The sequence below is a fragment of the Rhizobium brockwellii genome (assembly GCF_000769405.2).
Classification (GTDB): domain Bacteria; phylum Pseudomonadota; class Alphaproteobacteria; order Rhizobiales; family Rhizobiaceae; genus Rhizobium; species Rhizobium brockwellii.
This window is the reverse complement of the sequence record NZ_CP053440.1, coordinates 497,544-510,126: the sequence shown is the minus strand read 5'-3', so window position 1 is coordinate 510,126 and position 12,583 is coordinate 497,544. Positions and strand designations below refer to the sequence as shown.

Genomic DNA, 12,583 nt, shown 5'->3' with positions numbered 1-12,583 from the left:
ACTGCTCGTGCTGACCGCAAGCGTCACAGAACTTTTTTGGTGATTGCCCACGGGCGCCTTGAGCGGACACGAGCTCTCGACATCATATTTGTCTTCGCCGCTTTCGCATTAAGTCAACTGCTTGGCATTCGAAGCGGAAGACAGCCTACTCTCCAAACGGAAGTTCAATTTCTTCGCGGTTTTTTCTTGCTCCCTCGATCAGGACCGTGTGGAGCCGCTCGGCATCTTGTGCCGGCAGCATTCCCGCCCCGGTTCGAATACCTTCTTGCCACGCAGACCCGCGCTCCCATGCTTCGTTGTAGACGAGCGCCAAGTCGGCAGATCGCCTTGTCTGCTGCAGGGCTTCAAAGAGCCGCGCAGCTTGACGAACGTCCTTCTCTCGCTTCGCCGGCCCCTGCCCGTCAGTGTGTCGGCGGCTGGCGACTATGAGCTTGTGGACCGCATACCGGGACGGATCGGGGACGACGACTGGGACACCGCTTCGGTGGAGCAGCATTGTCCTGACGGGTTCCCTTATGAGGAAGTCGAGAAAGCGTAGTGGGTCCGCGCCGGCGCCACCAAGGGCAGGCATTTTCGCCGGCTGGTCAATGTAATCATCCGAACCACGATTCGACGTCAGGAATTCAACCCTGTAGCCGTCGGCATTCTGAAACGCCGACGAGGCCGCGGATCCCGATCGATGTGGGACTGGCCGGAAGCTGGCGTCGACGCCCTGCAGCAGCTCAACGATCGGCGGCAGACTGTCTTCAAACTCCCGACTGATGGCATAGTTCTGGGCGATGTCCGCATCGCCGGTCAGGATCGCAGCCATCGTCGCTTATTATCTCCTCTTGCCTGTGCTTTCCGAATTCCTACAGCTTTACCCGGAGGTCGAACTCGATCTGGATTTTAACGACCGCATCGTCGATCTCATCGACGAGGGCGTCGACATGGCGATCCGAAGCGGACTATTGCCGACAGCCGGATCATGATGCGCGCGCTGCGTCCCTTTCAAATGCTTCTCTGCGCATCTCCAGCCTATCTAGAACGGCAGGGGACGCCCACCTGCCCACGCGACCTCTCCACTCATGTCGGGATTGGATTTCGCTTTCCCAATAGCGGGAAGATCCAAGATTGGCCGCTCGTCCTTCCCACTGGAGAGCCCGAGGTCCGGATCCACCATATCCTGACCTGCAACAATATGGAGGCATTGCGAGGCGCGGTGCTGCGCGGCTTGGGCATCGGCTGCATGCCGGATTTTCTGGCGGCGGCGTCGCTGAAAACGGGCGAACTGGTGCCGCTGCTGGTCGATCACCTCGATGCGCCCGGCCAGTTCAACCTGATCTGGCCATCAAGCCGGCATCTTTCACCAAAAGTCCGTGTGTTCGTCGACTTCACCAGCCGCAGGCTGTTTTCCAGCGAATGTCAGTTACCGCCCGCGATATGACGTTGAGATTAGCGGTCTTGAGTTCATTTACCAGAACGCGTTTGCTGCGGTTTGAAAAAAGGTTCTTAGACTGCACAGAAGCATGCCGGGCGTCGATCCAGCCCGAATGACAGCCACTGTTGTCGAGGCGCTCGCGAGCAAGGGCAAGCGGGGCATCTTGGCTCTTAGAGGCGATGCCCTGATCGCAGAACGTAAATCCAAGCACGTTCATGTCGTCCGCGGCGCCCCTCACGACAGGTTGTTTCGGGAGGTGAGTGCGATCATCCACCACGGCGGCGCCGGAACGACCGCCGCCGTTCTTCGGGCCGGCAAACCTGATCATTTGCCCGTTCTTTGGCGATCAACCGTTCTGGGCAAGGCGATTAACGGACCTCGGCGTCGGACTGTCACTCGATCGCAGAGCATTCACTGTTGACAGCTTGACAGAAGCACTCGCAGCCATAACCGATCCACTTATGCGACGCCAGGCACACGCGGTCGGCGCACGGATACGGGACGAGGGTGGCGTCGGTTCCGCAATCGCAGCGGGGGAGCCAGGGAGCGAGCCAGATGCCTTTGGCGTTCAACCGCCTAAGGACTTCAGATAATACTCTCGCTCATCCGATGTAAATTTATTGGCGGCTCCGATGGGTCCGAAAGCTCCTCGAGAGATGACCCTTGGTTTGCCGCGGTCGTCGCTGGATCCACTGACGGAAATGTGGGGCTGGCTGCGTGCCCTCATCCCACTCATCATAGCGACGACGTCCGCCCCGAGGGACAGCAAGCCTAAACTGAGTGCGTGGAACGTGAGCCTCCGTGCTTCAGCACGCCCGCCATCCTGCTCACGTTCGATATGTTGCAATTGGGGGTGATCTTCGGGCGCGATGGCGCTAGTAAAGGACAACCCCGCCCCGCATCGCCGAGCCCGACATGCCACCATCCTATCGATATTCGAAGCTCTTTCGCCGCTCCCGCGTCTTATGGGGCTCTTTCTCGCTTTGGCAGCCGAGGCTGGTATTTTGGTGCGGGGCATTGGCAATCGGGGTGATCAGCGTTGGCTTTGCGAAGCTTGCGGATCTGGCGCAGAAGGGCTTCGGGTCTCTCACCTCGTCCGGTGAATGGGCCTTCCTGCTGCCACTTGCGCTGACCCCGCTCGGCTTCATGCTGTCGGCTTATCTGGCGGCGACGCTGTTTCCAAATTCTGGTGGTAGCGGCATCCCCCAGGCGATAGCCGCCCGACATTTGAGAGACGAGGAAGATCGGACGCGGCTGCTGTCGCTGAAGATTGCCATCGGCAAGATTGTGCTGACGGTGCTCGGGCTGTTCTCTGGCGCCTCGATCGGCCGCGAGGGTCCGACCGTGCAGGTCGGCGCGTCGATCATGCTCGCCGTCGCCCGGTTCAGTGGCATGGCGCAGGCGCGCGGACTGATCCTTGCCGGTTCGGCGGCGGGAATTGCGGCCGCTTTCAACACGCCGCTTGCCGGTATCGTCTTCGCGATAGAGGAAATGAGCCGGACCTACGAGTCTCGGGCGAACGGGCTGGTGCTCACGGCCGTCATCCTCTCCGGTCTCGCGGCACTCGGGCTTTCGGGCAGCTACAACTATTTCGGCATGGCATCGGCTGCCCCCGCGGAGCTTCGCGACTGGGGGCTGGTTCTGATCTGTGGCATTGGCGGTGGTGCACTCGGAGCGGCCTTCAGCGGCTTCGCGTTGCACTTCGGCCAGAAGATCCGCCGCTGGGCGCAACCACAGCCGCTGAAGCGCCTGCTGGCACTTGCGGGCATCTGCGGACTGGCGATCGCAGTCATCGGTGTGGCGTCGGGAGGCACGACTTTCGGCACCGGCTACGAGCAGGCACGAGCTGCGGTCGAAGGCAATGCCCTGCCTCTGCTCTTCTTCGTTGAAAAGCTCGCCGCCAGCTTCCTGTCCATGCTGTCAGGTATTCCGGGCGGCATCTTTGCGCCGTCGCTTGCCGTCGGCGCCGGTTTCGGCAGCACCGTCGGCTCCCTGCTCGGAACCAGCATCGCACTGGCGGCCATCCTCGGCATGGCCGGCTATTTCGCGGGCGTCGTGCAGGCCCCGATGACGGCCTTCGTCATCATCCTGGAAATGACCGGCGACCACCAGGCAGTCATCCCGATCATGGCGGTGTCGATGATCGGCTACGTGACGTCGCGGATCCTATCGCGCGAACCCCTCTACCACGGTCTTTCACGGGTCTTTATCGCGTCGGCGATCCGGGCGCGGCGTGTTGTCGAAAGGGAATCGGAGTAGCGTGCCTACACGGACGAGCGACGAACCTACGCAGTTATCTCGTTGACTGGTATGCTACGGCGTGGAAACGCCTCGCGGGCTGTGCTTGATCCGTCCTCCAGCCTCGCGGCGTCGACGACAAAAGGCTGATCATTTCGAAAAGGATTGCGTCGAAGTCTTGCCGTATCGTCATGAGCGCCCCCGTCGAGCAACGGCAGAGGCAAGCTCCGAAACAGCGTCGTGGCACATGCGGTTGGCTTCGCGGACATCAATTAGGAGGAGCACGGAATGAGACGAGCGGCCACTTGTTCATGCGGCCCGCTTTCGATAATCGCCGACGGAGAGCCCGTCAAAATCTCCGTCTGCCATTGCCGGGCCCCGCGCTATCTATCGCGACGCTTGTCACGTGCCCAATCCGCAGGTCGCAGATCGTCTCGCGGGTGCGCGATGCGGCGAACGTACCCGGCGATGACAGGGTCGTCGGTCAAATGCCTCTGGAACTGCACCTCGTCCATTCGGCCGGCGCGATAGGCATTTATGATCTCTTCTTGGGCGGCGGTTAAGGTTGCCTGACCCTCAGGCTCTGGCGAGACGACGCCGAGCTGGGTAGGCAAAGAGCCCGTAGCGCCTTCTTTTTTCTCACTATCGTCCACCGTAACCTCCTCCAAGGCGCGATCGCTCACGGCACCATCAAGCTAGTGCTCTTGATGCATGTCGCGATGGTGCACGAATGGATAACATGGCCGTTAGCCGTTAGTTCCAGCGTCACTCGAGTAGAATTTTCCTCGAGAAGACATTGAATCCGAAATTTCGTGAACGCTGGCGATAGTCCCCACTCGCGGAAAGACTTGAAAATCGTGTTTTACCCAGCGTCGGCTCGGAGTGGGGCCGGCGCGAAGTTGTCACCCAGGTCGGACACCTTCAGCTTGGCCGCCTTGAAGGTTTCGAACTTAAGACCCGTCGTTGCCTCAACGAGGGTCAAGCTGCAACCCGAGTGGACGATCGTTCGCCCCTAAAATCGGTGCGCAGGACTGGTGGCCCTGGCACCCGCGAAAACACTGCCCGGAAACTCGAACAAGTTCAGGCGGATCGTCATCCAGGTGCAGTCGGGATTGACTGCCTACGGTTATTACGCTGGCTTCCTGACCGGCGTCGACGACGAAGATACCGGTCTCGACGACACCTTCTCGAGGACACGTTGAACGGCCCAAGGAATGACTAGGTCGGCGCCATACGGCTATCGAAAACTCTCGATGCCGAACCGGCTGTCCTGCTTGAGCATTTCTGCCGCCTCGGGCTGGAAGGCATCGTCGACAAGCACCGGCCCTATCGCTCGGGCCGAACCGGGGATTGGGTAAAATGCGTCCAGAGCGAGGCCTTCTTCATCGTTGGGTATGAGAGGTCGGCAGCGTCCCCGGCCGGCAACGAGGAACGGAGGGCCGAAGGTCGTGAGCCGATCCAGATCGGCATCGGCCTGCACTATGGGGAAGTCGTTGTCGGCAACACCGGCCACACCCACCGGCTGGAATACACGGTGCTCGGCGACACAGTGAATGTCGCAAGCAGACTTGAGCGTCTTACGAGGGAAACGCAGTCCCATGTGATGGCAAGCAACGACCTCGTGTCGTCGGTTAAACTCCCGCGGGGTGGACGCAACAGACGTAATGCCCGGCCTGTACCCCGACATCTCGCGTCGCGTTCGTGGGCTAACTGCTCCAATTGCGGTATGGTGTCGCGCAACTACAACATGACCATCACGCATGCGTGAAATGTTCAGTGGAGATTTTCAGAACGAACGGGGTATAATCCTCCTTCCAATATGAGAAGGCTTCATGAATGGCTCGCGAGTCTATAGGTGATTTGAATGCGTTTGCGTTGGTCGCACGGGAGCGAAGTTTTACCCGGGCAGCAGCGAAAGTCGGGGTATCTCAGTCGGCGCTCAGCCACACCATCAGACAACTTGAAGCCAGACTCGGCGTACGCTTGCTGACCCGCACAACTCGAGCCGTTTCGCTCACGGAGGCCGGAGAGCGGCTACTCGACGGCATCGGACCTCATCTGGATGAGATCGACGCCCAGGTTGAGGCCTTGAGTGCTCTTCGTGACAAACCAGCTGGCACCATCCGACTTTCGGCAGCCGACTATGCCATCACTCATGTCCTCTGGCCAAAGCTGAGGAAATTCCTGCCCCAGTATCCCGACATCAAGGTCGAACTGATCCTCGACAACGGCCTGACGGACATTGTGAACGAGCGATACGATGCTGGCGTTCGTATGGGAGAGCATCTCGCGAAAGATATGATCTCCGCGCGGATCGGACCGGACTTCAGCTTGGCGGTTGTTGGTTCGCCCTCCTACTTCAAGGAGCATGGCATTCCGTCGCACCCAAAGGACCTAGTGGGGCACACCTGCATCAACTTCCGGCTTCCAAGCTCGGGCGGTCTCTACGTCTGGGAGTTCGAGGAAAACGGGCAGGAAATCAAGATACGGGTGGATGGGCAGCTCGCATTCAATAACATTTTCAACGCGCTTGAGGCTGCGCTTGACGGCTTCGGCATGGCTTACATCCCGCTGGAGATCGTGCAGCCTCTCGTTAATGAGCGAAAACTTGAGCACGTTCTTCAAGAGTTTTCACCCCCGTGGGACGGCTACTACCTCTACTATCCAAGCCGTCGCCAATCCTCTCCGGCATTCGCGGCATTGCTCGATGCATTACGGCATCGAGCTTGACGCCCATCGTCCATCTAAGCTCCCCTGATAGAGGGCGAGTTCCTTAGGCCCGCCCATCTCCAAATTGCCATGAGCGAATGGGTGATAATCGCGGGCACAGTGAAAACCGCGAGCCAGTGTCCGAAGAACGGTGCGACGGAAGCAGTAAAATCCCAGAAATCCAGACTGTAATTGAACGTCAGCTTCGTCCACACACCAAGGGTCTGAAAGCTTGCGAGCCCTTGCAGAAGGAAGGCAGCCCCCAGCGCGAGAAATATGGCCCGCAGTACGGGGTTCGTGGATCTGAGACCCAAGAGGTTCAGCAGGCTGGCCCGCAAACGCTCCCAATGGAGCCCCGCGTGGATACCGGTAACGATCATGACCCAATAGGCCGAGAACCAATGTATTTCTCTTAGGTAGATGGAATCCGGGATAGGCAGCCAGGCAAAGACCGACTTGGATATGACCACGCTCGTGATCAGCAAAACCGCCATGTTCACAATCAGGCTAGTATGCAGGACGACGCGGACCACTCGCCTGGCGTCGTACTTACCACGCGTCAGGTTCCTGAACCAGGCCCGATTGACGTAGATATGCCAACAGAGCAAGCCAAAGAGCACGGTGCCGAAGACCTCATGGGGAACGTTATCCAGCCACCAGTAGGCGAGCGAGAAAAGCAACAACGCGAGCATCAGCGACGGCAGCATCACTCGCTGCAAAAGGAAGCTTTTGACCATGGGGATTAAAGCGCCTCTGTGCGTGATCACTTAAACGAAAGCGCGTCTGTGAAGGTGAACATGAACTGGCGATCCTCGCGCGAGCGGTGGCACGAGTAGCACTGCGCTACATTTTCGTCAGCCTTGATGGACTTGTCAGGCCAGAACCATTGGTAAGCCCAGTCCGAAGAGCCTACGCCCATCTTCTGCGCGACGAGGTAGCGGTGCAGCACGTCACTCTGGTAGTCGACCAGAACCATGTGCGTCCCTGCCGCTACTGGCTGACCAGCCTTAATCGCGGCGAGAGCCTCAGGGTTTGTGAGCATGTGTTCACGCGTCACGCCACGCCGCACCGTCGTATAGTGCACAAGCTGGTCCAAAGGGGGAAATGTGACGGCGTTTTCTGCTGCGGTAGCTGGCGTGATTTCATTGATGGCGGGGCCAGAAAAATAGCCTGCCGCGAAGACAACTGAACCGACGGCGACAGCACAGGCCAAGCCCGCAAAGGTCTGACGTGGCATTCCATAAATCCTTTCGTTGTCGGTCCTCCCCACCGAACGAGATCAAGACGTCAATACCGCTTGCTCCGGTGCGATCCGGAGACGGTCAGACAACAGATAGCAAAGACAATAGACCAGGATTAGAGCCCGCAACCGTTTGACGTTATGAGGTTATTTCATCAATCGGCAGATGATTTCGGACAGCTCGGGCGAGACGGAGAGCGAACAATTTACTTTCGAACGCTCATCGAATAAGCCAGCCACCGTCCGCCGTATAGACTGACCCGTGGACAAAACTCGCCTCACCGCCAGCGAGGAAGAGTGCAACGTTCGCTATCTCGGATGCTTTTGCCATCCTGCCGGCGGGCGCTTGCGGGAATTCGCTGCATGACCGTCAAGTCGGGCTCGGCGTCCAACCCGGCGGCAACGTCACCGCGAACCGCAACGCGATCGCGCGCCCAGTTGCCGACACAGCACCTGTGACCACAGCCCACTTTCCGTGCAGTCGCTGTCGATGATGGACAGACGCTTCAAGCGATCCGACCTCCAATCCGACCTCCATATGATTCTCTTCCTGAAATGGCCGTTAGCTGGCAAGCGAGGCGGGATGCATATCGCTTTCGTTCGAAGTCCAAGTGGAATGAAGACAGTTGGCGTGTCCGCGGCATTGCCCGACACGCCATTCGAAGGTCAGCCGTCGAGCTTGATGTTCAACGAACGGATCAGGGGTTGCCAGGTGGCTTTGTCGCTCTCCCATCGACGAGACATGCTTTCGGGATCGCTTGGAGGCATATCGAGGCCTAGCTCAGCGTACCGGGTCTTCACCAACGGGTCCTGCAACGCCTTGCGAAGTGCCTCGGACAAAGTTGCGACCACGTCGTCTGGCGTGGCCTTAGGTACGATCAGCGAGTGCCACGCCCCTGCGGAGAAGCCCGGCACGCCCTGCTCAGCCATCGTCGGAACATCCGGAAGTACCGTGAGACGTTTTTCAGAGAAAACCGCAATCGCCCGGATTTTCCCATCCTTGATCTGAGAATTGGCCGTCGTGTAATCGATCACGATACTGTCAACTATACCGGCCAAGACGTCGTTCAGCGCCGGGGCCATGCCCTTATACGCAACGTGTTTGAGATGCACGTTGGCGTCGCGGGCAAGACGCTCCATCGCAAGGTGCAGCGGCGTCCCGATACCGGGGCTGGCGTAGAGAAGCGGCTCCGGCGCGCCCTTTGCCTTTTCCAGGTATTCCGCGGCCGTTTTGATCGGCGAGCTGCTGGGAACGCAAAGCAACAGGTTGATGCCGGCATACATGCCCACTGGCCTGAAGTCGCGGTCCGGGTCGTACTGGATTTTGGGATAGACCACCGGATTAATGATCAGCGTCCCATTATCGGCGCTTCCGACGGTATAGCCGTCCGCGGGGGAACTGGCCAATGCCGCCGCCCCAACGGAGCTGCCCGCACCTGGGCGATTGTCGACGACGATCGGCTTCCCCAGCGCTTCTGACATCGGATGGCCAACCAGGCGAGCGACGGTGTCCGTAGCGCCACCCGGTGGAAAGCCGACGATCCACTTGACGGGTTTGTCTGGATAAGCGGCCCATGCTGGGCCCGACACAGCAAGGGTTGCGGCCGTTGCTGCTCCGGTCATCAAGAACCGGCGTCGTGTAATTTCAAAGCTTGGCATGCTATTCTCCTCCCATTGAGATACATGGCTGTTTCGATATCCGGGGACGTGTCCGCCGCCCCCGGGAGAAACCCGCGTCGCGGGCTATGCGGACTTTCGGTGTGCGACATCGATGTTGGAAACGGCAGCCGCGACGATCTCCCGGACGTCACAGATGCTTTCGAGCGCCTTCAGCGAGTTACAAAGCTCGACAATCCTGTCGGCCGACAGTGGTGAGACCGCGGCACGCGCGCAGGAACCAAACTTGTGGAAGAGTTCGTCCCAAGTCATCGGCAATTCGACCGAGCCCGGCACTCTCGACCCAAGACGAGAGACATGGGTCCCGTCTCCGAGAACCACTTCGATCTTTCCATCGGGCAGTTTGGAGGTCCAGTTATAGCTGCTGTCCGGTACCGGAACGACTTTCCTTGCCAAAGCGAGAACAGTTTGGTCTTTCAGCGCTTCGCTCGTGAAGTCCCCGACCTCCATCTGCCCCTTCACCAGTGCAAGCGCGACAAGGAAAGGAAGGCTGAACTTCGCGTCGACAAGCGTGTTCGGAACCTGCCGCTCCGCCAGTGGGGAGCACATCCTCTGCTGGAAGTCACCGACATAGACTTTCACCCGGGCAACCTGATCCAAGTCGACGCTGTTTTCCTTCATCAACTCGATTGCCGCGTGAATGTAGGTATGAGCGTTCCCGACGGCCGGCCAATATTTGTAGGTCATCCCTCCACTGAGGAATTCCTTGCCGAGGTTGGCGACCATCTTGTCGCGATCGTACTCTCCCTTGAAGTAGACCTTGAAGACCCCCGCCTCGCCTTCGAAGAGGTTGCGGATGCCGGTCATCCCGCGTGCCGCAAGCCTGACGGCGTTGACGCTGGCCTGCGAGCTGAACCCGGCGTACATGCCCCTGAGGTCACTCCCGAGCCCGAAAATCTGCTCCATCGTGCCGCTGGACTGCAGGCTGGCGATCCCGAGCGCGTTGGCGAGCTGTGTCGGGTCGAGCTTGAAGATCGAGCCGCCCGCCGCGGTCGCCGAGAAGCAGCCGACGACAGTCGAGAGGTTCCAGTCCATATGCCAGCCGACATTGCAGCGAAGGCGAATGAAAATCTCCTGTCCGATGGCGACTGCCGTGATCAGCTCCTCTCCGGTCACACCCTCGCGCAGTTCCGCCAATGCGAGCACCGTCGGAATGATCGAGCTGTCGGCGTGCGCTCCCCATGGCGTCTGACTGTCAAAGTCGAGGCCGTGCGCGAGCGCGCCATTGGCGAAAGCCGCAGCGCCGGCCGGAACCCGGTCGCCAAAGCCCAAAACGGTCGCCTCGCCCTTGCCGCCGCTCTCTTGCACCAGTTCGACGATCGGCCTGACCGCAGGTTCCGTCCCACTCGCAGCAAGCATGACCCCGATCGTATCCAGGACACTCTTCTTCGCGGCTTCGACCGCTGTCGGCGGCAGATCGGCGAACCTGGTGTTTGCCGCGAATTCGGCAAGCTCCTGTGAAAGGTCGGCAGTGATGGTCATTTCAAAGTCATCCTCGTTTTGATTTCAAATTGCCGGTCAACCGGCGAACCGGGTCTCGGGAAGTCCTTTGACCCCGAGACCATGAATGGCGAACAGGCCCCCGGCACCGTGTTCCTTGGGCGGGATGCCGCGCATCGGGCGTCCCATGCTGGTGAAATAAAGAATGTCCAGGTCGGGGCCGCCGAACATGATGCTCGTCACGTTGCGCACCGGCACGTCGACTACCCGGTCGATGATCCCATCCGGCCTGTATCGGACGATCCGGCCCCCAAGGACCTTTGCGTTCCAAATGAAGCCGTCGGTGTCGACGGTCGCGCCGTCTACCGTGCTTACGTAGCCCGCGTCGGATACAAAGAGACGCTTGTCGCTGACGTCACCCGTTTCAAGATCGTAGTTGTACGCCCAGATGGCCTTGTGCTCGGAGTCACCGCAGTAGAACGTCCGGCTGTTCGGGCTCCAGCACGGTGCATTGAAGCAGATGAACCCCGTGTCCACCTGAGTTACGCGAAGGTCGGGGTCCAAGCGGTACAGCGACCCGTTCCTGGAGGGGTTTCTGGGTATGGTCACATCAAGCGGATGGAAGTCGTAGCCCATGCACCCCGCGAAAAACCTGCCTCGTCGATCGACCTTGCCGTCGTTGAACCTGTAGTCGGGTTGGTCGGCCAGCGGATTTCCAACGTACTCGATCCGCTGGGAATTGAACTCGTAGAGGGCGAACCCGCTTGCCAGCGCCAGCACAGCGCCTCCGTTTTCACGGAGGGCCATGGAACCGATGTACGTCGGCACATAGAAAGTGCGAACGTCGCTTCCGTCTTCACGACAGGACCATATCTCCCCTGCCGTGCTGTCCACCCAGTACAAGCGCTGTTCGCGGACGTCCCAAACCGGGCCTTCGCCGAGATTGTTTTTGCAGTCCACTAAAAGTCGAATTTCGGCCAACGCATCCTCCCTCGTTGGTCAGCACCAACAGATCAAAGGCAAGCGGTCTGGCCTCCGTCGACCGAGACAATCGCGCCGGTCATGAAGCTTGCATCCTTGGTCAGAAGGAAGACGATGACAGCCGCAATTTCCTCGGGCTCTCCCATTCTGCCGATCGGATGCTTGGCATTGACCCGCTCCACGGCAGCCGGATCCTGCAGCATGTATTCGGTGAACGGTGTTTTAGTCATGCCCGGCGCTACCGCGTTCACGCGAATGCCAAGCGGCCCGAGTTCAGGCGACATCGATTTCGTGATGCCGGACACCGCGAACTTGGAGGCCACGTAAGGTAGCCTGTTCGCAACGCCCATCACACCCGCGCCAGAGGAGATGTTCACGATCGCGCGGTCACCGGTATCGTCTTTCACGGCTTGCACGAAGGCTTGGCAGAGGTTGATCGTGCCCTCGAGGTTAACCGCCATGACGCGACCGAAGCTCTCCGGTTCGACATCCACGATGCTGCCGACGCCCTTGATGCCAGCACAATTGACCAGGCCGTGTAGCGCCCCGTGGCGTTTGCGCACATCCGCAACCGTCTCGATGGACGCAGAATGGTCGCAGACATCCAGTGCGAGGCCTTCCACTCTCGTCCGGTCGCCGATCTCCTGGACAACCTTAGAGACACCCTCCTCCGTGACGTCAACGGCAATCACGGTCGCGCCTTCGGCGTGCAGCCGCTTAACGGTAGCCGCGCCAATGCCGCTGCCTGCTCCCGTCACCAAGACTACTTTGCCCTCAAATCTCTGCATGCCTGCTCCTCCATGGCGGCCACCCCAGCCGGGGAAAGCTCGTATAATTTTGTATATGAAATAGGCTTTCATATGTTGAAGATGCCGTCA

The 12,583-nt window shown here is 59.5% G+C and carries 12 protein-coding genes and 5 pseudogenes; 7 read left to right on the top strand and 10 right to left on the bottom strand.

Features of this window, described 5'->3' with window-relative positions; all coding sequences use genetic code 11:
* Positions 1–145 precede the first annotated feature (145 nt).
* Positions 146–811, bottom strand: a pseudogene (locus RLCC275e_RS26035) (GSU2403 family nucleotidyltransferase fold protein); the annotation flags it as partial.
* Between RLCC275e_RS26035 and RLCC275e_RS26030 the strand changes: the two are divergent.
* Positions 810–1,426 (top strand): annotated as a pseudogene (locus tag RLCC275e_RS26030) (LysR substrate-binding domain-containing protein); the annotation flags it as partial. The pseudogenes RLCC275e_RS26035 and RLCC275e_RS26030 sit on opposite strands and share 2 nt — an antisense overlap.
* Here RLCC275e_RS26030 and RLCC275e_RS26025 read toward each other — a convergent pair.
* Positions 1,374–1,748: a hypothetical protein gene (locus RLCC275e_RS26025; protein WP_165418941.1), complete on the bottom strand. Its 375-nt coding sequence runs from the start codon at positions 1,746–1,748 to the stop codon at positions 1,374–1,376. The pseudogene RLCC275e_RS26030 and the gene RLCC275e_RS26025 sit on opposite strands and share 53 nt — an antisense overlap.
* Before the next feature lie 587 nt (positions 1,749–2,335).
* On the opposite strand from RLCC275e_RS26025, the gene RLCC275e_RS26020 reads away from it, so the two are divergent.
* Together RLCC275e_RS26020 and RLCC275e_RS34710 are read left to right on the top strand one after the other, a co-directional pair.
* Complete coding sequence (locus RLCC275e_RS26020) at positions 2,336–3,679, top strand: chloride channel protein (RefSeq protein WP_033184572.1); 1,344 nt, start codon at positions 2,336–2,338, stop codon at positions 3,677–3,679.
* Positions 3,680–3,946: 267 nt separating this feature from the next.
* A pseudogene (locus tag RLCC275e_RS34710) lies at positions 3,947–4,036 on the top strand (GFA family protein); the annotation flags it as partial.
* Positions 4,037–4,041: 5 nt separating this feature from the next.
* Here the strand turns inward: RLCC275e_RS34710 and RLCC275e_RS26015 are convergent.
* Complete coding sequence (locus RLCC275e_RS26015) at positions 4,042–4,311, bottom strand: hypothetical protein (protein WP_033184573.1); 270 nt, start codon at positions 4,309–4,311, stop codon at positions 4,042–4,044.
* 387 nt (positions 4,312–4,698) lie between these two features.
* Here RLCC275e_RS26015 and RLCC275e_RS26010 point away from each other — a divergent pair.
* The 4 genes and pseudogenes from RLCC275e_RS26010 to RLCC275e_RS26000 all read left to right on the top strand — a co-directional run.
* Positions 4,699–4,827 (top strand): annotated as a pseudogene (locus tag RLCC275e_RS26010) (His-Xaa-Ser repeat protein HxsA); the annotation flags it as partial.
* Positions 4,824–5,081 (top strand): annotated as a pseudogene (locus RLCC275e_RS34375) (non-homologous end-joining DNA ligase); the annotation flags it as partial. The pseudogenes RLCC275e_RS26010 and RLCC275e_RS34375, both read left to right, overlap by 4 nt.
* Before the next feature lie 33 nt (positions 5,082–5,114).
* Positions 5,115–5,426, top strand: coding sequence for an adenylate/guanylate cyclase domain-containing protein (locus tag RLCC275e_RS26005; RefSeq protein ID WP_368389632.1), 312 nt, complete (start codon positions 5,115–5,117; stop codon positions 5,424–5,426).
* A 68-nt stretch (positions 5,427–5,494) separates the two neighbouring features.
* Entirely contained in the window at positions 5,495–6,388 is an 894-nt protein-coding gene (locus RLCC275e_RS26000; RefSeq protein WP_011654937.1) for a LysR family transcriptional regulator, read from the top strand.
* 14 nt (positions 6,389–6,402) lie between these two features.
* Here RLCC275e_RS26000 and RLCC275e_RS25995 read toward each other — a convergent pair whose 3' ends face one another.
* The 7 genes from RLCC275e_RS25995 to RLCC275e_RS25965 form a co-directional block, all read right to left on the bottom strand.
* Complete coding sequence (locus RLCC275e_RS25995; RefSeq protein WP_033184575.1) at positions 6,403–7,104, bottom strand: DUF4405 domain-containing protein; 702 nt, start codon at positions 7,102–7,104, stop codon at positions 6,403–6,405.
* 26 nt (positions 7,105–7,130) lie between these two features.
* A complete protein-coding gene (locus RLCC275e_RS25990) occupies positions 7,131–7,604 on the bottom strand; it encodes a cytochrome P460 family protein (protein WP_033184576.1) in 474 nt (157 codons plus the stop codon).
* 223 nt (positions 7,605–7,827) lie between these two features.
* A complete protein-coding gene (locus RLCC275e_RS25985; RefSeq protein ID WP_082229881.1) occupies positions 7,828–7,938 on the bottom strand; it encodes an SDR family oxidoreductase in 111 nt (36 codons plus the stop codon).
* A gap of 335 nt (positions 7,939–8,273) precedes the next feature.
* Positions 8,274–9,266 carry a Bug family tripartite tricarboxylate transporter substrate binding protein gene (locus RLCC275e_RS25980; protein ID WP_050516899.1) on the bottom strand — a complete coding sequence of 331 codons (993 nt, stop codon included), beginning with the start codon at positions 9,264–9,266 and terminating at the stop codon, positions 8,274–8,276.
* Positions 9,267–9,350: 84 nt separating this feature from the next.
* Positions 9,351–10,766, bottom strand: coding sequence for an MmgE/PrpD family protein (locus RLCC275e_RS25975; protein WP_130708032.1), 1,416 nt, complete (start codon positions 10,764–10,766; stop codon positions 9,351–9,353).
* Positions 10,767–10,802: 36 nt separating this feature from the next.
* Complete coding sequence (locus tag RLCC275e_RS25970) at positions 10,803–11,705, bottom strand: SMP-30/gluconolactonase/LRE family protein (protein WP_033184577.1); 903 nt, start codon at positions 11,703–11,705, stop codon at positions 10,803–10,805.
* Between the two features lie 32 nt (positions 11,706–11,737).
* On the bottom strand, positions 11,738–12,565 hold the full coding sequence (locus tag RLCC275e_RS25965; RefSeq protein WP_245483539.1) for an SDR family NAD(P)-dependent oxidoreductase: 828 nt from the start codon (positions 12,563–12,565) through the stop codon (positions 11,738–11,740).
* Positions 12,566–12,583: the final 18 nt, after the last annotated feature.

What these genes read in the sequence shown, in the direction of transcription:
- RLCC275e_RS26020 (WP_033184572.1), top strand. Translation starts at nt 2,336, where the DNA reads ATGCCACCATCCTATCGATATTCGAAGCTCTTTCGCCGCTCCCGCGTC.
- RLCC275e_RS25995 (WP_033184575.1), bottom strand. Translation starts at nt 7,104, where the DNA reads ATGGTCAAAAGCTTCCTTTTGCAGCGAGTGATGCTGCCGTCGCTGATG.
- RLCC275e_RS25965 (WP_245483539.1), bottom strand. Translation starts at nt 12,565, where the DNA reads ATGAAAGCCTATTTCATATACAAAATTATACGAGCTTTCCCCGGCTGG.
- RLCC275e_RS25990 (WP_033184576.1), bottom strand. Translation starts at nt 7,604, where the DNA reads ATGCCACGTCAGACCTTTGCGGGCTTGGCCTGTGCTGTCGCCGTCGGT.
- RLCC275e_RS26025 (WP_165418941.1), bottom strand. Translation starts at nt 1,748, where the DNA reads ATGATCAGGTTTGCCGGCCCGAAGAACGGCGGCGGTCGTTCCGGCGCC.
- RLCC275e_RS26000 (WP_011654937.1), top strand. Translation starts at nt 5,495, where the DNA reads ATGGCTCGCGAGTCTATAGGTGATTTGAATGCGTTTGCGTTGGTCGCA.
- RLCC275e_RS25980 (WP_050516899.1), bottom strand. Translation starts at nt 9,266, where the DNA reads ATGCCAAGCTTTGAAATTACACGACGCCGGTTCTTGATGACCGGAGCA.
- RLCC275e_RS25985 (WP_082229881.1), bottom strand. Translation starts at nt 7,938, where the DNA reads ATGGCAAAAGCATCCGAGATAGCGAACGTTGCACTCTTCCTCGCTGGC.
- RLCC275e_RS25975 (WP_130708032.1), bottom strand. Translation starts at nt 10,766, where the DNA reads ATGACCATCACTGCCGACCTTTCACAGGAGCTTGCCGAATTCGCGGCA.